The organism is Nonomuraea sp. NPDC050680 (assembly GCF_040654555.1).
In the GTDB taxonomy this organism is placed as follows: domain Bacteria; phylum Actinomycetota; class Actinomycetes; order Streptosporangiales; family Streptosporangiaceae; genus Nonomuraea.
Genome location: NZ_JBFAIF010000012.1, coordinates 29,075 through 53,288, shown reverse-complemented (window position 1 = coordinate 53,288; position 24,214 = coordinate 29,075). Strand labels below are relative to the sequence as shown.

Sequence of the window (24,214 nt, the reverse complement as noted above, 5' to 3'; positions counted from 1 at the left end):
CGCCACATGAGCACTCGACCCAGCCCCAGCGATGCCCGTTGTGGTCTTCGACCACGGTCAATGTCTGGATCTTGCGCAGCCTCCTGAAGACCGCGTTGATCTCGTTGTGTTGATGTCTTCCTCGCCCAACCATGTTCTAACTGTGCAACAGTGTTGCACAGTTAGAACGGCTTTTCCAAGCCAGGAACCCCAACTCCGCACGGCGCAGCCTGGGAGTGGCAGGCCCACCCGGTTGCGCAGGGTCGTGCATAACCTCGAAGACATCGCGATGCTCGCTGGCGTCAGCACGGACTACTACATCCGCCTGGAGCAGGGCCGGGACAGGCATCCGTCGGCGCAGGTGCTCGAGGCGCTGGCGGTCGCGCTGACCCTGGAGGAGGACGCCGTCGCGCACCTGCACGAGCTGGCCCGCCCACGGCCGCGGCGCAGGCGGCGGGCCGGGCGGGTCAGCCCTTCATCAGCGGATGCTTCCTCAGCACCGCATGACCGCCTATCTGGAATGACCGCGTACGGCCGACGCCCCCGTCAAAGCCGCCGGCCGTTCCGCGGCCTCCGTTCCGCGTGCGCTCAGTGCGACAGTGGCGCGTCCGTGGTGTCGACCAGCGTGCAGTCGGCGACCGGGCCCTCGGCGACGCGCGCCCAGATGCCCGCCACGACGCCACCGTTGACCTCACTGACGCTGAACTCCAGCACCCCCGTCTGTCCCTCCTTGATGACGCTCGGATCGATGGTGAAGCCCTCCTCCTTCGGGGGCCAGACCACGAGCTGCACGTCCTTCGGCAGGAAGTGCGCGGCGCGGGGCTGCGGACTGCACTTCTTGCCCCGGGGGATGTAGGTCACCACCACGTCGATCCCCTTGGCGCGCAGGTCCGCCTGGAGCTTGTCGGCGTCCTTCACTTCGTTGATCTTGACGTTGACGGTGCCGTCGGGGTTGTCGGCGATGGCGTACGCGGGGGTGCCGCCGAACAGCAGCGGGATCGCCACGGCCGCCGCGGCGGCCAGGCCCAGCGCGGGCGCCAGGACGATGGGCCGCAGCAGGCGCCGCTTCGGCTTGTCTATCTCGGTCATCACGAACTCCTTGAGCAGTCGGTGACGGCCCTCGGGAAGATCGCGGTCGTATGGCCAGCTCATCGGATCTCCTCCTTTGCGGGGCCTTGGTCACCTACTACCTGTCGGGGCGCGGGCGGCGGTTCCGCGAGTTGGCCGAGTTTCTGACGCGCTCGTGACAACCGGGACCGTACCGTGCCCACGGGGACGCCGAGCGCCTCGGCCGCCTCCGCGTAGCCGAGCCCGGACCAGACGCAGAGCGCGAACACGTCCTGCTCCTGGCGGCGCAGCGAGTCGTAGGCCGCGCGGACGGCGGCCAGCCGCCCGGCGTCGTCGATCCGGCCCACGATCTCGTCGGCGAAGTCCGGCACGCTCTCGCCTCTGGGCATCCTGGCCAGCGCGTCGTCGTGCCTGCGGGCGGCCCGGCGGGCGTTGCGGGCCACGTTCGTGGCGATGCCGAGCAGCCATGGCCGCAGCGAGCCGCCCTCGGCGTCGATCCGGCCGCGTAACCTCCACGCTTCGAGGAAGGTCAGCGCCATCACGTCCTCGGCCGCGGACCAGTTCGCGGTCAGGCGGAAGGCATGGTTGTACACGGCCTTCGCGTAGTCGTCGAAGAGCTGCGCGAAGGCCGCCTTGTCCCCGGCGCGTATCAGGGCACGTATCGACATATCCACATAGAGGGACTGTCCGCCCGCGCGTCAGAGTTCCAGCTGTCCCCGGTCGAAGTACGCCGCCAGGTCCGGGTCGAGCGGCGGGACGTCGTACGGCATGCCGCCGTCGCGCAGCGACATCGTGGCCATGTAACCGGCGGCGACGCTCATCCGGGCGGCCACCGGGGAGGTGTCGGTGACCCCGCCGTTCCGGACGAATCCGCAGAACTCCCGCATGATGTCCGCGTCGGCACCACCGTGCGAGCCGGTGGCGTCGGGCACCCGGTACGCGATGTCACCGTCCCCCCGGTAGCCCGACGGCCCGGTGTTCCAGACCTTGACCGTGTCGCCGGGGCCGTCGCCGAAGTTCTCCAGCCGGCCCTCCGTGCCGATGACCGTGTAGTTGCGCACGTAGTCGGGGGTGAAGTGGCACTGCTGGTAGGCGGCGATGACGCCGTTGTCGAGGCGCATGTTCATCACCGACACGTCCTCGACGTCGACGACGTGGTTGAGGTCGGCGCGGCTGGTGGGCGGCCACTCGTACTCGCTCAGCCAGCCCGCCGGCCGGGGCGAGCCCGGCTCGCGGCGCGGCAGGTCGCCGTAGAGCATGAGGTCGCCGAGGGCGTTCACCCTGGTCGTGTAGCCGCCGGCCAGCCAGTGGATCACGTCGAGGTCGTGCGCGGCCTTCTGCAGGAGCAGGCCCGTGGTCCGGGTGCGGTCGGCGTGCCAGTCCTTGAAGTAGTAGTCGCCGCCGTAGGACACGAAGTGGCGCACCCAGACCGTCTTCGGCTCGCCGATGACGCCCTGCTGGATGATGTCGCGCATCAGCCGGACCACGCCCATGTGGCGCATGTTGTGCCCCACGTACAGCCGGGTCCCGGTACGCCGCGCCGCGCGCAAGATGTTGTCGCAGCCCTCCACGGTGATGGCCAGCGGCTTCTCCAGGTAGACGGCCTTGCCGGCCTCCAGGCAGTCGATCGCGACGCGCTCGTGCGTGTCGTCGGGCGTCAGCACGATGACCGCGTCGAGGTCGTCGCGGTCGAGCAGCCGGCGGTAGTCCTCGGTCAGGAACTCCGCGTCGAAGTGCCCGGCCTGGCTCTTGAGTACCGCGGGGTCGGAGTCGCAGAGCGCGGTCACGACCGAGCCCTGACCTGGCCGATGGGCGTAGCGGGCCAGGTTCGCGCGCAGGCCGAGGCCGATGACTCCGATGCGCAGGTCTTCCACTCCAGTGACGATGTCCACGTCTTGAGAGGCTAGCGCTCGTTTATGCAAAAAACCACCGCGAATAGTGCGACATCGGGCACGCCCTCCGTGGGCGAACGGCGCGAGATCGGGCATGCCCCCTGAGGGCGTGCAGGCGGGCGTGAAGGGGAGCTGTGGGGGCACTTAAGAATCCCTCGATGGACACCTCCCTCAGAGAGCGGGCACAGTGCGTTAGGTTCGGGGACACAGGGGAGAGTGGAGTCATGAAAGCGCTGGTCAAGGATCGAGCCGAGCCCGGATTGCGGCTGGCCGACGTGCCGGAGCCCACACCGGGTCCGGGCGAGGTGCTGATCCGAGTGCTACGTACCGGCATCTGCGGCACCGACCTCCACATCCGGAAATATGACGATTGGGCGCGGCAAACTCTGAAGCTTCCGCTGATCGTGGGGCATGAGTTCTCCGGGCACGTGGTCGAGGTCGCGCACGGCGTCGAGGACATCTCCGTCGGCGACCTGGTGAGCGGCGAGGGGCACATCGTCTGCGGAAAGTGCCGCAACTGCATGGCCGGGCGCCGCCATCTGTGCCGCAACACCATCGGACTCGGCGTCAACAGGGACGGCGCCTTCGCCGAATACGTCACGCTGCCCGCCTCCAACGTGTGGGTGCACCGGGTGCCGGTTCATCCCGACGTGGCGGCCATCTTCGATCCGTTCGGCAACGCCGTACACACCGCGCTGTCGTTCCCGCTGGTCGGCGAGGACGTGCTGGTCACGGGCGCGGGCCCGATCGGGCTGATGGCGGCGGCGGTGGCCACGCACGTGGGCGCGCGCAACGTGGTGATCACCGACGTCAGCGAGGAACGGCTGAACCTGGCCGGCAAGGTCGGCGTCTCACTGGCCCTGAACGTCGCGCGGACCTCGATCGCCGACGGCATCACGCGGCTCGGCATGCGCGAGGGCTTCGACGTCGGGCTGGAGATGTCCGGGAACCCACGGGCCGTCCGCGACATGATCGCGAACATGACGCACGGCGGGAAGATCGCGATGCTCGGGCTGCCCGCCGAGGAGTTCGCCATCGACTGGGCCACGGTGGTGACCTCGATGCTCACCATCAAGGGCATCTACGGCCGCGAGATGTTCGAGACCTGGTACAACATGTCGGTGCTGCTGGAGAAGGGCCTCGACCTGTCTCCGGTGATCACCGACCGCTACCCGTACGGCGAGTTCGACGCCGCCTTCGACACGGCCGCCAGCGGCCGCACGGGCAAGGTCATCCTGGATTGGAGCGCTTGATGTTCACGAACGTACGCGATCAGCTGCGTGCGACGCTCGACGAGATCACCGAGGCGGGGCTGCACAAGCCCGAGCGGGTGATCACCACGCCGCAGAGCTCGCAGGTGGGCGTGGCCGGGCGACAGGTGCTGAACTTCTGCGCCAACAACTACCTCGGCCTGGCCGACCACCCCGCGGTGATCGCGGCCGCCAAGGAGGCGCTCGACCGCTGGGGCTTCGGGATGGCCTCGGTACGGTTCATCTGCGGCACCCAGGAAGTGCACAAGGAGCTCGAAGGCCGCCTTTCACACTTCCTCGGCCAGGAGGACTCCGTCCTCTACAGCTCGTGCTTCGACGCGAACGGCGGCGTCTTCGAGACGCTGCTCGACGCGCAGGACGCGGTGATCTCCGACGCCCTGAACCACGCGAGCATCATCGACGGCATCCGGCTGTCGAAGGCCCGGCGCTACCGCTACGCCAACCGCGACATGGCCGAGCTGGAGGCCAGGCTGAAGGAGGCGTCCGACGCGCGGCGGCGGCTGATCGTGACCGACGGCGTGTTCTCCATGGACGGTTATCTGGCGCCGCTGGCCGACATCTGCGACCTGGCCGAACGCTACGACGCGATGGTCATGGTCGACGACTCCCACGCCGTGGGCTTCGTCGGGCCGACCGGACGCGGCACGCCCGAGTTGCACGGCGTCACCGACCGGGTGGACATCATCACCGGCACCCTGGGCAAGGCGCTCGGCGGGGCCAGCGGCGGCTACGTCGCGGCGCGCAAGGAGATCTGCGAGCTGCTGCGCCAGCGCTCCCGCCCGTACCTGTTCTCCAACTCGCTCGCCCCGGTCATCGCCTCGGCCTCGCTGCGCATTCTCGACCTGCTGGAGACCTCCAGCGAGGCGCGCGAGCAACTGCGCGCCAACACCGCCCGCTTCCGCGCCAAGATGGCCGAGGCCGGGTTCGACATCCTGCCCGGCGACCATCCGATCACCCCGGTGATGATCGGCGACGCCGCCGAGGCCGGGGCCATGGCCGAGCGGCTGCTGGAGCTCGGGGTGTACGTGATCGGCTTCTCCTACCCGGTCGTACCCCACGGCCAGGCCCGGATCCGGGTCCAGCTGTCGGCGGCCCACTCCGCCGAGGACGTGGACCGCGCGGTCGACGCCTTCATCAAGGCCCGCCCGCCCCGCTGACCCCGCCCGGTGCGGACGCTGAGTATTCTCGCTGCGTGATAGACACGCGGCGGTTGCGTACGCTGCGCGCGGTGGCCGACCACGGCACGGTCACCGCCGCGGCCGCCGCCTTGCACCTCACCCCGTCGGCCGTGTCCCAGCAGCTCCTGGCGCTGGAACACGAGGTGGGACACCGGCTGTTCACCCGCGACGCGCGCGGCGTGCGCCTGACCGCCGTCGGCCAGATCATGCTGACCCACGCCAACGAGGTGCTCGCCCAGCTCGAACGCGCCGAGGCCGAGGTCGCCGCCTACACCACGGGCGCCGCGGGCGAGGTGACCGTCGCCTGCTTCGCCACCGCGATCAGCGCCGTGCTCTCCCCCGCCATCACGTCCCTCCGCACCGACTCGCCAGGGCTGCGGGTACGGGTGCTCGACGCCGAGGGCGACCACAGCCTGTCCATGCTGCTCGACGACCGGGCCGACCTGGCCATCGCGGTCGAATACCGAGGCGCCCCCGACGCGGCCGACCCTCGCCTGCACCGGTCCGCCCTGTACGCGGAGCCGTTCGACCTGGTCCTCCCGCAGGACCACCCCCTGACTAGCTCCGGCGCCCCCTCGGTCGGGCTCGGCGATCTCGCCGGCGAGACGTGGATCGGCCCCTATCCCGGCAATCCCGTCCACGACGTGATCACGTTCGCCTGCGAGCAGGCCGGCTTCTCGCCGGACTTCGCACACTGCTCCGACGACTTCCGCGCCGTGGTGGCGCTGGTCGGCGCCGGTGCGGGCGTGGCGCTCGTGCCCAGACTGGCGCTTCGTGACATGGTGCTGCCCGGGGTGGCGGTACGCCGCACGCCGGGTCCCGAGCGACGCGTCTTCGCGGCCGTACGCCGTGGCGCCGAGACCCACCCTCTTCTCCGCCCCTTGCTCGACACCCTGCACACGATCGCGGGCTCCCTCGGAAACGGGTGACACTGACATATGAGGCCAGGCATGCCGTACCAGAAGTTATTCGGCCTGCCTGGGGTGACTGCGCAGGCTGTGCTCGGGTTCCTGGCCCAGCTCACCCAGCAGGTCGCGCCGGTGGGGATCGTGCTGGTGGTGCAGGCGTCGAGCGGCTCGCTCGTGCTGGCGGGGCTGGCCGCGGCGGCGTTAGGCGTCGGCGCGGGGATGGCCCGGCCGGTCCAGGGGCGCCTCATCGACCGTCGGGGGCCGCGCGGGGTGCTGGCCGTCAGCGCGTCAGCGCACGTCACGGCCCTGATAGCGCTGGTGGTCGGCGCCGGGTCCGGCTGGCCGGGGTGGACGATCGTGGCGCTGGCCTGGACGGCGGGGGCCGGGTTGCCGCCGATCTCGGTGACGATGCGCATCGAGTGGGGCGGCCGGATGGCCGCGGAGGGACGTACCGCCGCCTACAGCCTGGTGTATCTGGTGCAGGAGCTGGCCATCCTCACCGGTCCGCTGCTGTTCGGGCTGCTGATCGCGCTGGTGTCGGCGTCAGTGGGGCTGGGCGTGGTGGCCGCCGCCGCGGGGGCAGGCACGCTGGCCTTCTCGCGGGCGCTGCGGATCACCGCTCCCTCGCTGTCGGCGGGCCGGGGCCGGGTGTTCCGGCATGTCGGCATGCGACTGCTGCTCGGCGTGGTCGTCCTGCTCGGCGGGGCCATAGGGGCGCTGGACGTCGGGGTGCCCGCTCTCGCGGTGGCCCAGGGCATTCCGGCCGCGACGGGCCTGCTGGTGGCGGCGCTGGCGCTGGGCGGCGTCGCCGGCGCGGCCGTCTACGGCGCCCGCCAGTGGACCGCCGCGCCCGCCCGCAGGCTGAGCGGGCTGGTCCTGGTCTTCGGTCTCGCGTTGGCGCCGCTGGTGCTGGTGTCCTCGCTGCCGCTGTTCTGGGTGGTGCTCTTCGTCGGGGGCCTCATGCTGAACCCCGCGCTGACGACCACGTCCCTGCTGGTGGACGAGTTCGCGCCACGGGCGCAGGCGGAGGCGTTCGGGTGGGTGTCGACGGCGGCGAGCATGGGGGCCGCAGTGGGGTCGGGAGTGGCGGGGGTGGTGGGGCAGCAGTTCGGGCCGTCGTTGCCGTTTCTGGTGGCCGCCGGTTTCGCCTGCCTGGCCGCGGTCCTGTCGAGCCTCCTCCTCGGGCCCGTCGGCCGCCCCTGACCGGTTCTGAGCACGTAGGGGGCCCGTCAGGCGCGGGCGCGGGTGATCGCCTCGGTGAAGCGGGCGTGCCTGGCCAGTTCGCCCTCCACCGGATCGAGTACGTAGTCGGCGCCCACCTGCGCGATGGCCGCCCGCAGCGCCTTCGCCACGCGCCGCGCCCGGCGGTGCCCACCCGCCCAGGCCGCCAGCCGGGACAGCAGCGCGATCGCCACCCCGGCCAGCGCACCCCCGCCCAGCAGCACTGTGGGCCACGGCACCACACCCACCGTCGGCAGGGGCGGCTGGGGCAGGCGCAGGTAGTCCATGCCGAACAGCGCTCCCAGCCAGAGCCCACCGGCCACCATGACGGCGAACACCAGCCACTGCAGCACCCCCACCGCCCGCCACCACCTCGGCCGCCGGGTCGCCCCGAGCGAGGTGGTCGCCACCGCCCGGTCCACGGCGTCGGCCAGGTCCCCGGCCCGCGACCGCGCCGCCTGCCGCACCGCCGCCGCCCACACCCCCGCCAGGTCACTCGCCGCCGCCTCACCGACGTCCCTGAGAGCGGTCTCGACCTGAGCCTTCTGTACGGCCGAAGCAGCCGGTACGGACGTGCGGCCGACGATCTCCCGGTCGGCCGGCTTGACCGCGCTGCTCGCACCGATGCGCAGCCTGCGCAACGGGTCGGGCCGGAAGCGCCGGACCCACTTGGTGACGGGCCAGCCGGTGGCGACCACGGCCCGATGCCGGTGCCCCTTGCTGACGGCCGCCACGACCAGCGGCACCCCGGCGGCCTCGGACAACGCGTCGGTGAGCGGCGTCCCCAGGCCCGCCAGCGCGCCACCCGGCGTACCGGAGCCACCTGCCACCGCGCCACCCGGCGTACCGGAGCCGGGGGACGGGTCGGCCAGCCGGTCGGCGGCGGCGGAGACGTCGGCGGACAGGCGGGCGGACCAGGAGCGGCGCTCGGCCACCCGCTTGGCCAGCAGCTCGCGCAGGTCGGCCAGGCCCGCGCCGGTGCGCGCGGAGACGCCGAGGATGGGCACCCCGGTCAGCCCGTCGTCGTCCAGGAGGCGGCGCAGGTCGCCCAGGCACCGGTCCACCGCGTGGGGCGGCAGGCGGTCGATCTGGTTGAGCACCACCACCATCACCTCCCGGTGCCCGGACAGCGGGCGCAGGTAGCGCTCGTGCACCGCCGCGTCGGCGTACTTCTGCGGGTCCAGCACCCACACCAGCAGATCCACGAGCTCCACCAGCCGGTCGACCTCCAGGCGGTGCGCCAGCCTGATGGAGTCATGATCGGGGAGGTCTAGCAGGATAAGTCCGGAAAAATCAGCATCAGCGACCGGAGTCGCCCGGCCGGGCGGGGCAGGCACAGCGGACCCAGCGGGCGCGACGGACCCAGCGGGCGCGACGGACCCAGCGGGCGCGACGGACCCAGCGGGCGCGGCGGGCTCGACTGCGGCCTGTGGGGTGTGCCGTCGGGGAATCTCCAGCCAGTCGAGCAGCGGACCCGCGCCCGTCCCGTCCCACAGCGCCGCCTGCGCGGTCGAGGTGGTCGGCCGGGTGACGCCCACGGCCGCCAGCTCATCTCCGGCCAGCGCGTTGAACAGCGACGACTTCCCGCTCCCCGTGGCCCCGGCCAGTGCCGCCACGGTGTGGTCGACCGACAGGCTCCGGCGCGTCCCGGCCCGCTCCGCCACCGCCCGCGCGTCGGACACCACGTCGGCCGGCAGCCGCCCCTCGGCCAGCTCGGCCGCCTCCAGCAGCGCGGCCAGCCGGGAGTCCAGCGAAGGCCCCTCCTTGCGGCGCAGCAGCTTCACGACCCCTCACCTTCGGCGATACCTTCGATGGCACCGTCACCGACGCCTTCACCAGCGCCTTCACCAACTCCTTCACCGACGCCTTCACCGACGTCGATCGGCGCCGGGCCCGACGGCAGCTCGGCGCGATGGGTACGGACCGATTGAGCGGCCTCCCGCAGGGCGTCCGCCGCCCCGGCCGGTGGCTCGACCTCCGCCAGCAGCGCGGTGAACCGCCCCGCCTCCTCCTCCAGCAGCACCCGCACCCGCTCCCGCAGATCGTCCCGCGCCTGAATGGTCAGCGTCCGCACCGCCTGATCGCCGAACACCGCCTCCAGCAGCTTCTGTGACAGCACGCTCGTGCCGCCCGCGATCCCCACCTCGATGCCCGTCAGCCCACCTGTGGAGGCGAAAACGGCCAGCATCAGCAGCAGCCCGGCCCCGTTCACGCCGAAGGAGGCGATCCTGGCCGTGGTCCGCTTCTCGGCGCCCTCGTGGCGTACGAGGTCGAGAACGTATTCCTGCCACCCCCGCACCGCCGCCGAGGCCCGCTTGCCCAGGTCGGGGGAGGTCCGGCCGAGCCGGGCCGCGTCCACCGCGCCGACGCGGGCGATGATCCCGGGCCCGCCGGGAGCGGCCGACCAGCCCTCCAGGCTGCGCTCGGCGGCCCCGTCGGCGGCGCCTCTGATCAGCGTCTCGACGCCGCTCTCCAGCGCGTCACGCAGCGACGCGGCGGGCGCCTGCCCGGTGAAGAACCCGGCGATGCGGTCACGCAGCCAGCCGACCCGGCTCTCCAGCGATCGCATCAGGTCGCCGGTGCCGATGAAGTCCTGCCAGCGGGCCAGCACCTCGCCGCGCAGCAGCGACCCGTCGCGCATGCCCTCGTCGAAGTCGGCCAGCCCGCCCGCGTAGGCCCCCGACACGATGGACCGCAGCCCGTCGAACCCGGCCTGCTGCCGCGTGACGGCGTCGGCCAGCAGCGGCACCCGCGTGACCAGGCTGTCGAGCGCCCCGGACAGCGTCTGCCGGACGACCCGGGACCGTTCGGCCGCGTCGGCGGCCAGCTCGGACAGCCAGGCGGAGATCGGCGAGACCAGCTCGGCGGGCAGCCGCGCCTTCTCCGACGGCAGCGCCGCCTCGGGCACGGTGAACAGCCGGGTGCCGTCGAGACCGTTCTCAACCAGCAGGCGTTCGAGGTCGCGGGTGACGGGCTCGACGGCCTCGGCGGGCACGCGGTCGAGCACGAGGGCCAGCGCCGTGCTGCGTTCGCGCGCGGAGCGCAGGAAGCTCCACGGCACCTCGTCGGCGTAGCGGGCGGCGGTGGTGACGAACAGCCACAGGTCGGCGGCGGCCAGCAGTTGGGCGGCCAGCTCGCGGTTCGCGGTCACCACCGAGTCGATGTCGGGCGCGTCCAGCAGCGCCAGCCCGGCGCCGAGCGACGCGGAGGTGACCACCCGCAGCGCCCCGACTGCGGATCCGGCAGTGGAACCGGCAGCGGAACCGGCAGCGGAACCGGTGGCGGAACCGGTGGCGCGGGACAGGCCCGGGAGCACGTTCTGGCCCATGAACCACTCGCGGTCGGCCGGGCTCACCACCAGCGTCGGCACCAGCGTGGTGGGCCGCAGCACGCCCGGCTCGGCGACGTCGGCCCCGACCAGCGAGTTGACCAGGGTCGACTTGCCCGCGCCGGTGGAGCCGCCGACCACGGCCAGCAGCGGCGCGTCGATGGCCCGCAGCCTGGGCAGCAGGTAGTCGTCGAGCTGGCCGGTCAGCTCCTTGAGCGCGCGGCGGTCGTCGGCGGCCGGGCCGATCTCGAGCGGGAACAGCTCGCGATCGAGCCGGTGGCGCAACCCCTCCAACGCGCCCAGCAGATCCATAGGACCACGCTAGCCCGCCGGGGGCTCCCGCAGCACATATCCGACGCTGCGCAGCGTGTGGATGAGCCTGGGCTCGACGTCGTCGACCTTGCGCCGCAGGTAGGAGACGTACGACTCGACCACGCCGGCGTCGCCGCCGAAGTCGTAGTTCCACACGTGGTCGAGGATCTGCGCCTTGGACAGCACTCGGCCGGCGTTGGACATGAAGTAGTGCAGCAGCTTGAACTCGGTCGGCGACAGCCGTACCTGCCGCCCGTTACGCCAGACCTCGCGGGCCTCCTCGTCCAGCTCCAGGTCGGCGACCTGGAGGCGGCTCGCGGGGGTGTTCTCCCCTCGGGTACGGCGGAGCACCGCGCGGATCCTGGCCTGGACCTCCTCCAGACTGAACGGCTTGGTCACGTAGTCGTCGCCCACGCCCAGCCCGACGATCTTGTCCTCGGTGTTGTCGCGGGCGGTCAGGAAGAGCACCGGTACGCCGATCCGCCTGGCCACCTCGAACCCGTCGAGATCGGGCAGCATGACGTCGAGCACGACCAGGTCCGGATTGGTCCGCTCGGCCACCTCCACGGCCTCGTAGCCGTCGGCGGCGGTCAGCACCTCGAAGCCGGAGAAGCGCAGACTCGCGGACAGCAGGTCTCGGATGCTGGGCTCGTCGTCCACCACCATGATCAGCGCCTCGGGTCTAGTCACCTACTCAGAGTGACTCAGGAGGCTGAGGAATAGCTGAACGCTCACTCCAAGGCGAGTGGGAGTTCGACCCGGAAGGTGGAGCCCGAGCCCGGCGCGCTGTCCAGCAGCACCGTGCCGCCGTGCGCCCGTACCAGCGCCTGCACGATGGCCAGGCCGAGCCCGCTGCCCCGGTCCTCGCCCGAACGGTGCCGCGATCTGGCCGAGTCGGCCCGGTAGAACCGCTCGAACACCCGCTCGACCTGCTCGGGCGTGAGGCCGGGCCCCTTGTCGCCCACTTCCAGGAACGCCTTGTCGGCCCCTGCTCCCACTCGCACCGTCACCGGAGTGCCCGGCTCGGTGTGGGTCAGGGCGTTGGTCATGAGGTTGGTGACCACCTGGCGCAGGCGTACCTCGTCGCCGGAGACGATCAGGGCCGCGCCGCCGACGACGTCCAGGCTGATCACCCGGTCGGGCGCCAGGATGCGCGCGTCGTGCACCGCGTCGGCGGCCAGCGCCAGCATGTCGACCGGCCGCATGCGCAGCGGCCGCTGCTGGTCGACGCGGGCGAGCAGCAGCAGGTCGTCCACGAGCAGGCTCATCCTGCCCGCGGCCTTCTCCACGCGCTGCATCAGCTCGACGGCGTCGGCCTTCTGGTTCTGCCTGGCGTACTCGGCGAAGCCGCGGATCGAGGTGAGCGGGGTGCGCAGCTCGTGCGAGGCGTCGCCGATGAACTGGCGCATCCGGTCCTCGGAGCGGCGGGCCGCCGCCTCGGACGCGGATCGGGCGGTGAACGCGGCCTCGATCTGCGCGAGCATCCCGTTGAGCGACAGGGCCAGGCGGCCCACCTCCGTACGCGGGTCGCCGGCCGGCACCCGGCGGCCGAGCTCGCCCCCAGCGATGGCCTCGGCCGTACTCTCGATCTCGGCCAGCGGACGCATGCTCCGCCGGACCATCGCGACGCCCACGACGGCGAGGATGAGCAGGATGCCGCCGCCGCCCAGCAGTTCGATGAGGCCGAGCCGCCGGGTGATGTCCCTGACCTCCTCCAGGTCCGCGGCGATCACGTAATCGCCCACCACCGTCGAGGTCTGCAGCACCCGCCACTCGCCGTCGCCGCTGACCGCCCGCGTCGTGTAGAGGTTGGCTCCCGGCGTGGGCGACAGCAGCGGCCTCGGCCGCGCGTCGACGTCGCGGTCGCCGAACACCGGCGCGAGCTCCCCGCCCGGCGGCTTCACCAGCACAATCGTGTCGGACTCGATCAACGCCATCTTGTCGTTGATCTCTTTGCCCCGATCGCGCTTCTCCTGGTCGTGCTTGAGCTTGTTCTCCACGCGTATGGCCAGGAGCTGGATCTGGCTGTCGACCCGGTTCATCAGGTAGCCGTGCAGCACGGAGACGCTCACCACGCCGATGAAGGTCAGCCCGACGCCGAGCAGCGCCAGCATCGCGGCGATGAGCTTGATCCTGAGCGGCAGGCCGCGCATCACGGACTCGGCGGCAGCCGCAGGACGTATCCGACACCGCGCAGCGTGTGAATGAGCCGCGGGTTGCGGTTGTCGATCTTTCGGCGGAGCACCGACACGTAGGACTCAACGATCCCGACCTCACCCCTGAAGTCGTAGTCCCAGACGTGGTCGAGGATCTGCGGCTTCGACAGCACCCGGCCCGCGTTCGTCATGAAGTAGCGCAGCAGCTTGAACTCGGTCGGCGACAGCGATACGGCGTTGCCGCCGCGCCACACCTCGTGGCTCTCCTCGTCCAGCTCGATGTCGGCGAACGTCAGCCTGGGCGGCGGCGCCGGCGACTCCCCGCTGGTACGGCGGAGCACCGCGTGGATCCTGGCGACCACCTCTTCGAGGCTGAACGGCTTGGTGACGTAGTCGTCGCCGCCGATCGTCAGCCCGCGGATCTTGTCCTCGGTCTCGTCGCGCGCGGTCAGGAAGACCACGGGCACGTGCACACCCCCGCCGCGCAGCCGCCGGACGATCTCGAAACCGTCGAGGTCGGGCAGCATGACGTCAAGGACGACCAGGTCAGGACGGTGCCGTTGGACGGCGGTGACGGCGTCGAGGCCGCTCTTGGCCGTACACACGTCGAAACCCGCGAACCTCAGGCTCGCGGCGAGGAGTTCGAGGATGTTGGGGTCGTCCTCGACGATCAGCAGTCGCGCTTCCATCATCTCCAAGGATGCCCTCACCGAACGAGTGCTGGGACAATTCCGGAGATGTGCCGAGCAATCGCCAGACTGGAGGTCGCCGCGGGGGACGGCGCGTTGCGCACCAGAACGACCCTGCCGTCCACGTCCACGGCGAAGTCGTCGACCAGCCGGCCGTCCTTGGCCACGGCCTGGGCACGTACCCCACCCTCGGTTCGCCGCAGGTCGGAGGCGGTGAGCTCGGGCACGTAGCGGCGCGCGGCCCGGACGAAGGCCCCCTTGACCAGCGAGCCGTGAACCTCCTTGAGACCGGTACGCCAGTGCTGCCGGGCCATGCGCAGCGTGCCCGGCCAGCGCAGAATCTGCCAGGAATTACGAAGGTTGTATCCCCGATAGCCCTCATAGGCGAGCGCGAGCACCGCGTTCGGCCCGACCAGCACCTCTCCGTCGATGTGCCTGGTCAGGTGGACGCCGAGGAACGGGTACCGGGGGTCGGGCACCGGGTAGATCAGGCCGCGCACCAGGTCCCTGGCCGCTCCGTCGAGCGCGTAGTACTCGCCTCTGAACGGCACGATCCTGATGTCGCCCGGCCGGCCCGCCATCCGGGCCACCGCGTCGGTGCCCAGCCCGGCGCAGATCACCAGCCGGTCGAAGGCGAACCGCCGCCCCGCGGCCAGCACCTCGACGCTCCCGGCGCTCTCCCTGATCGCTTTGACCGGGTGTGCCAGCCGTACCGAACCGCCCAGCTCGGCCACGTCGAGCGCCAACCGGCGTGCGACGGCGGGGAAGTCGGCGATCGCGGTGTGCGGCGAGTGGACCGCGCCGACGCCGACGGTGTGCGGCTCGATCTCGCGCAGGCCGAGCGCGTCCAACTCGGTGATGCCGGGTACGCCGTTCGCCCTGGCCCGCTCCGCCAGCGCCGCGAGCCGCGGCCGCTCCGCGCTGGTACAGGCCACGACCAGCTTCCCGACCTCCTCGTACGGCAGGTGGTGCTGGGCGCAGTACTCCTTGAGCAGCGCCACGCCCTCACGGCAGAGCCTGGCCTTGAGCGAGCCCGGCGGGTAGTAGATGCCCGCGTGGACGACGCCGCTGTTGTGTCCGGTTTGATGCGCGCCGACGCGGTCCTCCTTTTCGAGGACCGTCACCTCGGCACCTCTCGTGGTGGCGAGCTCGCGGGCGACCGCCAGGCCGACGATGCCGGCCCCGATGACACCGATCTTCTCTGTCACAGCGCCAGTTTGCCGATTCTGCCGGGATCCAGGTGGCCTTCAGCGGTCAACCACCGCAATGTATCCGAAACGGTGTCTTCGACCGGGCGCAGGGCGAGGCCGAGGTCCTTGAGCGCGGGGCCGTCGTCGGTGGGGACCAGGGTGAGCATGAAGTCGGCCGCGTCACGGGTGAGGGGGTAGTCGATGGGCGCCAGCCGCTTGAGCCCGTCGAGTGTCGCGGCCATCCCGCGCAGCAGGCCACCGGGCATCCGGTAGGTCCGGCCCGCCCGTCCCGTCACCTCCGCGCATATGTCGGCCAACTGCCTCCAGGTCAGGAAATGTCCCCCAAGCAGGTAGCGGCGGTCCCGGCGGCCGGGCGTGAAACAGCGGGCCAGCGCGACGGCCAGATCCCGGACGTCCAGCACGCCCACCCCGCCCGGCACGATCGGCCAGCCCCACCGCAGGCCCGCGCGGAGCCCCTCGTTGAGCGCGTCGAGTGTCGGCTGGCCCGGCCCGATGATGCCGCCCGGATAGACGATGGTCACGCCGCCGAGCTCCCTGGCGTACCGCTCGCCCTCGACCTTGGACCGGCCGTAGGCGTTCCTGGGGCTGGCCAGCGGGCTGCCGGCGGTGATGAGCGGCTCGGCGGGCGGCACGAACACCGCGATCGTGCAGACATGCACGATCGGATCCAGCCCCAGCTCGGCGGCCTGCCCGAGCACGTTGCGCAGCCCGACGACATTGGAGCCGCGCAGGTCCGCCCCGTGGCCGGTGACGCCCATGTCGGCGGCGGCGTGCAGCACCGCGTCACACCCCTCAAGAGCGGCCCGTACGGCCGGCGCGTCACGGATGTCCCCCTGGCGGATCACCCAGTCCCCGGCCCCCAGCACCCGACGCACTTTTTCCGGATTTCTCGCCAAAAGGCATGGCTCATGACCGGCCGCGATCAGGGCTGTGACCGCGTGCGAGCCGACGAACCCCGAGGCACCGCTGACCAGGACGCGCATGCCAAGGAAGCTAGCGCTTACTTGGGCGATCCAGCACGTCAGCGGCCTGGAAGGCGAGTGGTGACCTCCTGGAGTATCCAACCGTTGCCGTCAGGGTCGCTGAAGGAGGCGAACGAGCCGTAGCTCTGGCGGTCCGGTTCCGGGCCGGCCACCCGCCCCTCGGTCCCGGCGCGGTGGAACACCCCGCCCGCGTCGTGGAACACCTCACCCACGTCGACCCCGCGCTCGGCGAGCTCGGACCGGGCCGCCTCGATGTCGTCGACGATCAGGTGCAGGCCCTGCGTCGAGCCCGGCGCGGCGGAGCTGACCCCGCTGCCGAAGATGATCGAGCACGGCGAGCCGGGCGGGGTCAGCTGCACCACCCGGAAGTCCGCGCCGACGGCGACGTCGGCGTCCTCCCGCCACCCGAGCGCCTTGTAGAAGTCCTTGGTCCGGTCGACATCGGCGACCGGCACCACCACGACCTCAAGCTTCATGTCCACGGCGGCGGATCCTCCCCGTTCGATCCCCGGTGGCCGGTGCCTGCCCCCGGAGCTGCTGTCATGGCATGGGGGGTCGTTCTCTCCACATTCGCGCACGTCAGCGGCGAAGTCCAGGAGCGGCGGCTTCAACGATCGGCAGGCGGTCGTCCAGCTTTCAGTCAGGTTCGCGTAGCGGCCCGGTGGTTGCCTCTGACCCTGCCGGAGCGGCTCAGCCCAGGTAGAAGTCCCTGCGCGCCGCCACGAACGCCTCGATCGTCTGGGCGGGTACGCCCGTGAGGCGTTCGACGTCGTCGGACGCGCGGTCGTAGCGGTTCTCGCGGTGCAGCCGGGCCATGGTGGCGATGTGCCCCTCGGTGTGCGGCGGCAGGCCCGCCATCGCGAGCACCTCGGCCCGCCATCGGTCCAGGGGCACGTCCACATAGGCCACCGGACGCCCCAACGCCCGTGAGAACTCCTCCGCCAGCTCCGTCATGTCGACCGTACGTGGCCCGGTCAGCTCGTAGACGTGCCCGACATGCGGAGCCGGATCGCGGAGCACGGTGGCGACCACCCGGGCGACGTCGTCCACGGCGATCGGCGACGTGCGCCCGGTGCCGAACGGCAGCTCGATCGTGCCGTTCTCCCGGATCGAACGCGCCGCCAGCGTGGTGAAGAGCGGATTGTCCAGGAACGCCGTGGGCCGGATGTGCACCACCGGCAGACCCGACCAGTTCAGCACCTGCTCCGCCAGCCAGTGCAGCCGCTGCTGGTGCGACTGGGAGGTGCTGATGGCGGTCATCTGCGACACCGTCATCTGTGACATGTCGACCAGTCCGGTCAGATCCCCGTACTCCCGCGCCACGGTGGCCACCACGGTCGCCGCCAGCAGGTGGTCCGGCGACACGGGCATCCCGAAGTACATCGGTCCGACGCCCTCCAGCGCGGGCGCGACGCTCTCGGGCCGGGTCAGATCGCCGAGGACCACCTCCGCGCCGAGCGCACGCAACTCAGCCGCCCGATCATCGTCGTGGCGCACCATCGCCCGCACCGGTACGTCCTGCGCGCGCAGCTGCTCGAGGACCGTGCGGCCCACTCCACCGACCCCGGCGATGAGAACAAGATTGCTGGCGACCATCGACCGGCCTCCTTCCTATTTCAGCATTACCCCAGGTAAAGCTACCTCTTCGCCAACAAATCGAACGTGAGTACGATGGTGTCATGTATCTGCCGCCAGAGTGGCCGCCCGAGGTCCGGCCACCCAGCGTCCCCGACTGGGAGACCTCGGCAGTGGCCTGGCTGCTCGACGCCGTTCCCCCGGACTACAGGGCCTACGAAGTCTTGAAACGACATCCGATCGCCCTGGCGAGGATGGCTGTCCACCACGTGAATGCATCTGTCGAAGCGGCAAGGGCGGGGTACCGAAGCGCAGCTGTAGATCTCAAAGGTCATCTCCCTCCTCATGCCGTCGAGGCGGTGCTCGACGTCTATCGCGAGGAGGGGCCGCGTCTGGTCCGCCTGGCCCGCTCCGTCACCGTCGTCGAGCAAGCCTTGCGCGGCGATATGTTCACCGCGACCATGCGCAACTTCCGATGACGTAGCGACGTGCCCATCTCGGGGCACCGGGTCTTCCCGCTATGCCTCGCGGTGACTCCCCGTGGACTTCTGTGCGATGTCTCGCATACGTGTGACGTGGGGATTCCAAGGCCGGTCCGTGGGGCCAGTGAGCACGAGCCGACGGCCGAGTCTCGGTTCGAGCTCGACCATGATGAGGGTGTCGGGGAGCATGGTAGCGGCAAGCGAAGGCATGATCGCGACGCCGAGGTGTGCTTCGACCATGGCGAGGAGGGTGCTGACGTCGTGGACCCTCTGCGCGGGGGCGTAGCCGGCGCCGGTCATGAGGTGCAGTTGCTTGATCTGGGGCTCGCAGCCGCTGGAGGTCACCAGGAGCGGATCCGCCAGAAGGTCCTCGAGTTCGATGCGCCCGCTGGCCGCCAGCGGGTGATCCCGTCGGAGCACAGCCCGGAAGTCGTCGCTGGCCAGCAGCAGACCGCCCGCTGGGAACGGGTCGGGATCGATGAGCACGGCGGCGTCGACGGCCCCGGTCGCCAGCCATTCCTCGAGCTCGGCATCGCCGCCTTCGAAGAGCCGGATGTCGACCCCGGGGATCTCCGTACGCCATAGGGCGAACAGTTCGGGAATGAGCCGGTGGGAGACGGTCGGCGGTGCCGCCACCCGGACGAAGCCGGTGGCGTCCTTTTCGTTGTGGGTCTCGATGGCGGCTTCCATGGCGCGTGCCGCCGCGAGCACGCTGCGAGCGTGGGGGAGGACGACCTCGCCGAACATGGTCGCGGTGATGGCGGGGGAACGGCGCACCAGCGGGGCTCCGCTGGCGCGTTCGAACGCGGCGAGTGTGTGGGAGACGGCTGACTGGCTCATCCGGAGGTGGTCGGCTGCCGCACCGAAGCCACCGTGGTCGATCACGGCCGTGAACACCTCCAGCTGGCGCAGGGTGATGCCCATGTACCTACCTCATGAGTAGATGAAGTCGATTTATTTGCTTCATCTCGGGAGCTTACCGAGACTGAGCGGGTGAGGGCACGATCAGCGGCGGCATGCGTTCACAAGACGACTCGAAACGAGGAGAACTAGCGTGAACGGCATCGCCGGCGGAACCTGGGCATGGGCCCGTCTGGGCGTACTCGCCCTGCTGTGGGGATCGACATTCCTCTGGATCAAACTGGCCCTGACCGCGCTGTCTCCTGCCCAGCTCACCTTCGCCCGCTGCGTACTCGGGGCGCTCACCTTGTTGGCGTTGTGCCTTGGGGCGCGTCAGCGCCTCCCCCATGGGCGCAAGATCTGGGGACACCTTTTCGTTGCCGCCTTCTTCTGCAACGCCTTGCCCTTCTTCCTCTTCAGTATCGGTGAGCAGAGCGTTGACTCCGGGGTGGCCGGCGTGCTGAACGCGACGACTCCGCTGTGGTCGCTGCTGATCGGGATCGTCATCGGCACCGAACGCGGAGTCCATCCGGTCCGCCTGGGCGGGCTGCTTCTCGGGTTCGCGGGAGTCGTGGTGATCTTCGCTCCATGGCAGCACGCCGGCCCTGTCGGCTGGGGAGCGTTCGCCATCGTCGTCGCGGCGGCCAGCTATGCCATCGGCTTCGTCTACATGGGACGCAACCTCGTGGGGAAGGGTGCCGCCACGATCTCCCTCTCCACGGCTCAGCTCTTCGCGGCGACGGCGCTGACGGCGCTGACCTTGCCGGCCGATGGCCTGGCGCCGATCCAGGCCGACCAGCGAGGCTTGATCGCCGTCGTCATCCTGGGGGTCCTCGCCACCGGAATCACCTTCCACCTCACGTTCCGGATCATCGCGGACGAAGGCGCGACCAATGCCGCGACAGTCGGCTACCTGCTGCCGGTGGTCTCGGTGGTGCTGGGGGCCATTGTGCTGGACGAGGGTTTCAGTGTCCGGGTCGCGGCCGGAATGGTCGTCGTACTCATCGGTGTCGGCATGACGCGTCGACGGAATCCGGCCGTCGAAACCTCGCGGACTACGAAAGAAGAGGACGTCCTTCAGTGACGACAGTGACAGTGAGCACCTCCCCGGCGGTGTCGCTGCGAGCGGACGCCATCGTGATCGGTGTCGCCAAAGGCCCTCAGGGGCCGGTGCTCGCACCCGGAGCCGAGACAGTGGCCAAGGTTTTCGACGGTGCGTGGCCCGAGATCCTCGGCATGCTCGGCATGACCGGTGCTGAAGGCGAGGTGGTCAAGCTGCCGTCCCCCGACGGCGTCGAGGCCGACATGGTCCTCGCGGTCGGCCTCGGCGACGCCGTCAACAGCGGCGCGTACGATACCGAGAAACTGCGCGAGGCCGCAGGTGCGGCCGCCCGAAGCTTGGCCGGCGCCGGGAAAGCCGCCCTGGCCCTTCCTGTCGAGACCGCAGAAGCCGCGGAGGCGATAGCCCTGGGCGGTCTGCTCGGCGCGTACGCCTTCACCGCGTACCGCACACCCGGCAACGCCAAGGCCCCTGTCGGTGAGCTGACAATCCTCACCGATCACCGGGGTTACCCGAGCGCGGAGGTCGCGGCACAGCGCGCCACTGTGATCGGCCGGGAGCTGAACCGTTGCCGGGACCTCATCAACATGCCGGCGAACGACCTGTCCCCGGAGAGTTTCGCCGCCATCGTGCGGGCAGTCGGTGAGGAGTACCGGCTTGAGGTCGAGGTCCTCGACGACAAGGCGCTCACGCAAAGCTCGTTCGGCGGCATCCTAGGTGTCGGTCAGGGGTCAGCCAACCCACCGCGCCTGGTGAAGATCGCCTACAACCACCCGGAAGCGAAGACCAACCTGGCCTTCGTGGGCAAGGGCATCACCTACGACTCGGGCGGCATCTCGTTGAAGCCGGTCGGCTCCAACGAGATCATGAAACGCGACATGTCCGGCGCCGCCGCCGTGTTCGCAGCCGTGGCGGCCGTATCCCGGCTCAGCCTGCGGATCAACATCACCGGCTGGCTGGCGCTGGCCGAGAACATGCCGTCAGGGTCCGCCACCCGCCCCGGCGACGTGCTGCGGATGTACGGCGGCAAGACCGTCGAGGTGCTCAACACCGACGCCGAGGGACGGGTGGTGCTCGCCGACGCCCTGGTACGCGCGGGCGAGGACAAGCCTGACGCCATCGTGGACGTGGCCACCCTGACCGCGGCCATGAGAATGGCGCTGGGCAACCGCATCTTCGGCGTGATGTCCAACAACGACATTTTCCGCGACCGAATCCTCAACGCCGCCAGGCGGGCCGGCGAGCAGGCCTGGCCGCTGCCGCTGCCTGCCCAGCTGCGCAAGAGTTTGGACTCCCGTGTGGCCGACATCGCCAACACCGGCGAGCGGATGGGAGGCGGCCTGGTGGCCGGCCTGTTCCTCAGGGAGTTCGTGCCGGACGGCACCGCATGGGCTCACCTGGACATCGCCGGACCGGCCTTCCACGAGGGCGCCCCCTACGGCTACACCCCCGAGGGCGGTACCGGATCCGCAGTGCGAACCCTGGTTCAGCTGGCGGAGGACATCGCGGGCGATCGCAAGCCGGCCGGCAGATGACAATCCACGAATGGGGACCGAAGACCGTATGACCCTTCTCGACTCCACCGCACCCTTCGGCCACTACTCACTGGCCACGGTCACGCCGGACGGCACCATCTGGGTATCCGCGCAGCTTCCAGTGGGCAGCGGCATCTCTTCCCATTCCCCCGTTTCACGGCAGGCACGACAGGCATTGTCGAATGTCTTGTCGATCGTCGAATCCTTCGGAGGCAGGATCGAGTCCGTTGCCAAGGTCAACCTCTACCTGACGGACATCTCTGACTGGGACGCGGTCGACGCCGTCTTCGCTGAGGTGTTCGGCGAACATCGCCCAGCGCGGACCGTGCTCCAAGTCGGCGGGTTGCACCATGGCTTTCGCGTAGCGGCAGACGCTGTCTCCTGGCGAACACCATGATGACTCCCGATCGAATGGGCGGCCGGCTATGAGGATTCTCTACCAGATCGATGCCTTCACTCTCACCCCGTTCACCGGCAATGCGGCCGGTGTGGTGCTGACGGCACAGGGCATGACGGACGCCGAAATGCTTGCGATCGCGCGCGAGCTCAACAACTCCGAGACGGCGTTCGTGTTGCCCCCGGATGGTTCTGACCATGATGTACGAGTCCGCTTCTTCACCCCGACGACAGAGGTTCCGACTTGTGGGCACGCCACCGTGGGGGCACACTTCGCCCGAGCCGTAGAGTACGACTTGCCGTCGTGCTCATTGGTGCAGAAGACGGGCACTGGGCTGCTCCAGCGGGTGGAAGTCCATCGGGACGGCGACCGGGTGCGGATCGGGATGCACCAAGGTGCGGCCAGCTTCGGCCCCGAGCTGGACCGCCACCAGGTGGACAGGCTCCTGCGAGGTCTGGGCGCCGGTGCCGGCGACCTCGCCGGCAACGGTCCGGTCCAGGTCGTTTCGACCGGGCACTCCAAAGTGTTGATGGAACTGCGTGACCGCGCCGCGGTGGACGCCTTGAGGCCGGATCCCGCCGCGTTGACGGAGCTCAGCCATGAAGTGGGCAGCAACGGCTTCTTCGTTTTCTCCCGTGCCACCGGCGACGCCGGTCTGCTCACCTGGTCGAGGATGTTCGCACCCGCGATCGGCATCATCGAGGACCCGGTAACCGGCAATGGGCACGGCCCGCTCGGCGCGTATCTGGTGCGGCACGGCATCGTCCCGGCGCCCGGCGGACGACTCACCTTCACCGGGAGACAGGGAGCAGCGATGGGACGGCCCGGCGATGTACGCGTTCATGTCAAAACCCAGTCCGACGACAGTCTCCTGGTATCCATCACAGGCGATGCGGCAACGGCATTCAGGGCCGAGCTGCACAGTCCCCTGCCGGACGGGGCCCAGCGGACACCGCGTTGAACCGCTGCCTGCACCGGGGATGCGGGAACGGCGTTAGAAGCGGCGCGTTTACTCCATGACCCGGATGGCGCCGGACACCTCCGGTGGCCGCCGTACCTACCGGGTGCGGCGGGCGATCGCCGCGATGATGCCGCTGGCGCCCGCGGCGGCGGCCAGCCAGATCAGGACGTCCCGCGCGCTGAGCCCCTCGGCCGCCGCCACCGGCCGGGCGGACGGCGACGCGGTCGTCTTCGGTCGGTGGGTCGGCGAGCTGGACGGGCCGGCGGCCGGTAGCGCGGCCGCGGGCAGCGCCACCTGGTAGACCGGGCTGCGAACACCTTCCGAGCCGGTCAGCAGGCCCTTGCCATCGCGCGTGTAGGCGATGGACTCGGCCTGTTTCAGCTCCGGCATCGACACCCTGGCGATCGACTCCCCCGAGGGCCGGAAGACCGTGGCCGAGAAGTACGTACGGATCACGTACGAGCTGCCGTCGGGCGCGTACGCGGCGTCCGTCGCCATGATCGGGGCCGTGCCCACCTTGCGGAGCACGTTGACCCGGTCGGTCCTGAGCTTCTTGGGCGCCTGGTACACCGACCCGGAGAACTCCTTCGACACCACGAAGAGCCGCCCGGTCACCGGGTTGACCATGATGCCCTCGGCGTTCCTGGCGCCGTCCGCGTAGCGGAACCGGTAGCGGACCGCCGGCAGGGTGGCGTCCCGCAGGCTCTCCGGCTCCATGACCTTGTAGACGGAGACATTCGGCCAAGCCCCGTCCAAGTTGTCGCCGATATCGGCGAACCACAGCACCCCACGCCCCGTGGCGGGATCCTTGCTCGCGGCCATCGCCTCCCAGTCACGAGCCTGCGCCCCCTGAACCCGGTACGTCGCCCGGGTCCGCCCATCCGAACCCACCGCGTAGAACGTCGGCGCCGCCGAGCTGTCATTGTGCGTGTAGAAGACGCCTTCCTTCGTCGGCGACACGGCAAGCCCGCTCGACTCGGTGATCCGCGCGTCCTTGAACGTGAACAGTTTCTTCTCGCCGTCATCGGCGAAGGCCGCATTGGCCGGAACGAATACGACGAAGACCGCGATAACCCCGGCGGCCGTACGAATCACAACATCCCCCACC

At 70.3% G+C, this 24,214-nt stretch carries 23 protein-coding genes and 1 pseudogene; 10 read left to right on the top strand and 14 right to left on the bottom strand.

The genetic code is table 11. The features are described 5' to 3' along the window. Window positions 1–31: 31 nt before the first annotated feature. Window positions 32–385: pseudogene (locus AB0H88_RS32695) on the top strand (helix-turn-helix transcriptional regulator); the annotation flags it as partial. A 182-nt stretch (window positions 386–567) separates the two neighbouring features. Here the strand turns inward: AB0H88_RS32695 and AB0H88_RS32690 are convergent. Genes AB0H88_RS32690 through AB0H88_RS32680 form a run of 3 tightly spaced genes read right to left on the bottom strand, consistent with a single transcriptional unit; the run spans window position 568 to window position 2,939 of the window. Then, entirely contained in the window at window positions 568–1,131 is a 564-nt protein-coding gene (locus AB0H88_RS32690) for a hypothetical protein (RefSeq protein ID WP_357651644.1), read from the bottom strand. Beyond that, complete coding sequence (locus tag AB0H88_RS32685) at window positions 1,128–1,715, bottom strand: RNA polymerase sigma factor (protein WP_357651264.1); 588 nt, start codon at window positions 1,713–1,715, stop codon at window positions 1,128–1,130. Before AB0H88_RS32685 ends, AB0H88_RS32690 begins: the two co-directional genes overlap by 4 nt. A gap of 30 nt (window positions 1,716–1,745) precedes the next feature. After that, window positions 1,746–2,939, bottom strand: a complete 1,194-nt coding sequence (locus AB0H88_RS32680) for a Gfo/Idh/MocA family oxidoreductase (protein WP_357651262.1) — start codon at window positions 2,937–2,939, stop codon at window positions 1,746–1,748. A gap of 224 nt (window positions 2,940–3,163) precedes the next feature. Between AB0H88_RS32680 and tdh the strand changes: the two genes are divergently transcribed. The 4 genes from tdh to AB0H88_RS32660 are packed head-to-tail and all read left to right on the top strand — an operon-like array spanning window position 3,164 to window position 7,499. After that, the gene (gene tdh / locus AB0H88_RS32675; RefSeq protein WP_357651260.1) at window positions 3,164–4,192 is read left to right on the top strand and encodes an L-threonine 3-dehydrogenase; all 1,029 of its coding nucleotides are present in this window, start codon (window positions 3,164–3,166) and stop codon (window positions 4,190–4,192) included. Continuing rightward, entirely contained in the window at window positions 4,192–5,367 is a 1,176-nt protein-coding gene (locus AB0H88_RS32670; RefSeq protein ID WP_357651258.1) for a glycine C-acetyltransferase, read from the top strand. The genes tdh and AB0H88_RS32670 overlap by 1 nt, the downstream gene beginning before the upstream one ends. Before the next feature lie 35 nt (window positions 5,368–5,402). Next, entirely contained in the window at window positions 5,403–6,317 is a 915-nt protein-coding gene (locus AB0H88_RS32665; protein ID WP_357651256.1) for a LysR family transcriptional regulator, read from the top strand. Between the two features lie 54 nt (window positions 6,318–6,371). Then, the gene (locus AB0H88_RS32660) at window positions 6,372–7,499 is read left to right on the top strand and encodes an MFS transporter (RefSeq protein ID WP_357651254.1); all 1,128 of its coding nucleotides are present in this window, start codon (window positions 6,372–6,374) and stop codon (window positions 7,497–7,499) included. 26 nt (window positions 7,500–7,525) lie between these two features. Here AB0H88_RS32660 and AB0H88_RS32655 read toward each other — a convergent pair whose 3' ends face one another. The 9 genes from AB0H88_RS32655 to AB0H88_RS32615 all read right to left on the bottom strand — a co-directional run bounded on the left by AB0H88_RS32655 (window position 7,526) and on the right by AB0H88_RS32615 (window position 17,792). Then, window positions 7,526–9,301: a GTPase gene (locus AB0H88_RS32655; protein ID WP_357651252.1), complete on the bottom strand. Its 1,776-nt coding sequence runs from the start codon at window positions 9,299–9,301 to the stop codon at window positions 7,526–7,528. Continuing rightward, window positions 9,298–11,157 carry a GTPase domain-containing protein gene (locus tag AB0H88_RS32650; protein ID WP_357651250.1) on the bottom strand — a complete coding sequence of 620 codons (1,860 nt, stop codon included), beginning with the start codon at window positions 11,155–11,157 and terminating at the stop codon, window positions 9,298–9,300. The genes AB0H88_RS32655 and AB0H88_RS32650 overlap by 4 nt, the downstream gene beginning before the upstream one ends. A gap of 9 nt (window positions 11,158–11,166) precedes the next feature. Further along, window positions 11,167–11,823, bottom strand: a complete 657-nt coding sequence (locus AB0H88_RS32645) for a response regulator transcription factor (protein ID WP_357651638.1) — start codon at window positions 11,821–11,823, stop codon at window positions 11,167–11,169. A 65-nt stretch (window positions 11,824–11,888) separates the two neighbouring features. Further along, window positions 11,889–13,310, bottom strand: a complete 1,422-nt coding sequence (locus AB0H88_RS32640) for a HAMP domain-containing sensor histidine kinase (protein WP_357651248.1) — start codon at window positions 13,308–13,310, stop codon at window positions 11,889–11,891. Then, the gene (locus AB0H88_RS32635) at window positions 13,310–14,005 is read right to left on the bottom strand and encodes a response regulator transcription factor (RefSeq protein WP_357651246.1); all 696 of its coding nucleotides are present in this window, start codon (window positions 14,003–14,005) and stop codon (window positions 13,310–13,312) included. The genes AB0H88_RS32640 and AB0H88_RS32635 overlap by 1 nt, the downstream gene beginning before the upstream one ends. Window positions 14,006–14,019: 14 nt before the next feature. Next, on the bottom strand, window positions 14,020–15,210 hold the full coding sequence (gene lhgO / locus AB0H88_RS32630; RefSeq protein ID WP_357651244.1) for an L-2-hydroxyglutarate oxidase: 1,191 nt from the start codon (window positions 15,208–15,210) through the stop codon (window positions 14,020–14,022). Next, window positions 15,207–16,196, bottom strand: a complete 990-nt coding sequence (locus tag AB0H88_RS32625) for an NAD-dependent epimerase/dehydratase family protein (protein WP_357651242.1) — start codon at window positions 16,194–16,196, stop codon at window positions 15,207–15,209. The genes lhgO and AB0H88_RS32625 overlap by 4 nt, the downstream gene beginning before the upstream one ends. A gap of 38 nt (window positions 16,197–16,234) precedes the next feature. After that, the gene (locus tag AB0H88_RS32620; RefSeq protein WP_357651636.1) at window positions 16,235–16,672 is read right to left on the bottom strand and encodes a VOC family protein; all 438 of its coding nucleotides are present in this window, start codon (window positions 16,670–16,672) and stop codon (window positions 16,235–16,237) included. Between the two features lie 214 nt (window positions 16,673–16,886). Then, window positions 16,887–17,792 (bottom strand): NmrA family NAD(P)-binding protein, encoded by a 906-nt coding sequence (locus tag AB0H88_RS32615; protein ID WP_357651240.1) that lies wholly within the window; start codon window positions 17,790–17,792, stop codon window positions 16,887–16,889. 83 nt (window positions 17,793–17,875) lie between these two features. Between AB0H88_RS32615 and AB0H88_RS32610 the strand changes: the two genes are divergently transcribed. Further along, a complete protein-coding gene (locus AB0H88_RS32610; RefSeq protein WP_357651238.1) occupies window positions 17,876–18,250 on the top strand; it encodes a hypothetical protein in 375 nt (124 codons plus the stop codon). Window positions 18,251–18,289: 39 nt separating this feature from the next. Here the strand turns inward: AB0H88_RS32610 and AB0H88_RS32605 are convergent, their stop codons facing one another. Continuing rightward, a complete protein-coding gene (locus tag AB0H88_RS32605) occupies window positions 18,290–19,177 on the bottom strand; it encodes a LysR family transcriptional regulator (RefSeq protein WP_357651236.1) in 888 nt (295 codons plus the stop codon). Window positions 19,178–19,307: 130 nt separating this feature from the next. Here AB0H88_RS32605 and AB0H88_RS32600 point away from each other — a divergent pair, with 130 nt between their 5' ends. From AB0H88_RS32600 to AB0H88_RS32585, 4 genes are read left to right on the top strand one after another with little or no spacing between them, the layout of a single operon-like run. Further along, window positions 19,308–20,237: a DMT family transporter gene (locus AB0H88_RS32600; RefSeq protein WP_357651234.1), complete on the top strand. Its 930-nt coding sequence runs from the start codon at window positions 19,308–19,310 to the stop codon at window positions 20,235–20,237. After that, window positions 20,234–21,748 carry a leucyl aminopeptidase gene (locus tag AB0H88_RS32595; RefSeq protein ID WP_357651232.1) on the top strand — a complete coding sequence of 505 codons (1,515 nt, stop codon included), beginning with the start codon at window positions 20,234–20,236 and terminating at the stop codon, window positions 21,746–21,748. The genes AB0H88_RS32600 and AB0H88_RS32595 overlap by 4 nt, the downstream gene beginning before the upstream one ends. A gap of 10 nt (window positions 21,749–21,758) precedes the next feature. Next, complete coding sequence (locus tag AB0H88_RS32590) at window positions 21,759–22,145, top strand: RidA family protein (protein WP_357651230.1); 387 nt, start codon at window positions 21,759–21,761, stop codon at window positions 22,143–22,145. Window positions 22,146–22,173: 28 nt separating this feature from the next. Then, the gene (locus AB0H88_RS32585; RefSeq protein ID WP_357651228.1) at window positions 22,174–23,106 is read left to right on the top strand and encodes a PhzF family phenazine biosynthesis isomerase; all 933 of its coding nucleotides are present in this window, start codon (window positions 22,174–22,176) and stop codon (window positions 23,104–23,106) included. A 96-nt stretch (window positions 23,107–23,202) separates the two neighbouring features. Here the strand turns inward: AB0H88_RS32585 and AB0H88_RS32580 are convergent, their stop codons facing one another. Continuing rightward, window positions 23,203–24,213 carry a hypothetical protein gene (locus tag AB0H88_RS32580; RefSeq protein ID WP_357651226.1) on the bottom strand — a complete coding sequence of 337 codons (1,011 nt, stop codon included), beginning with the start codon at window positions 24,211–24,213 and terminating at the stop codon, window positions 23,203–23,205. Window position 24,214: the final 1 nt, after the last annotated feature.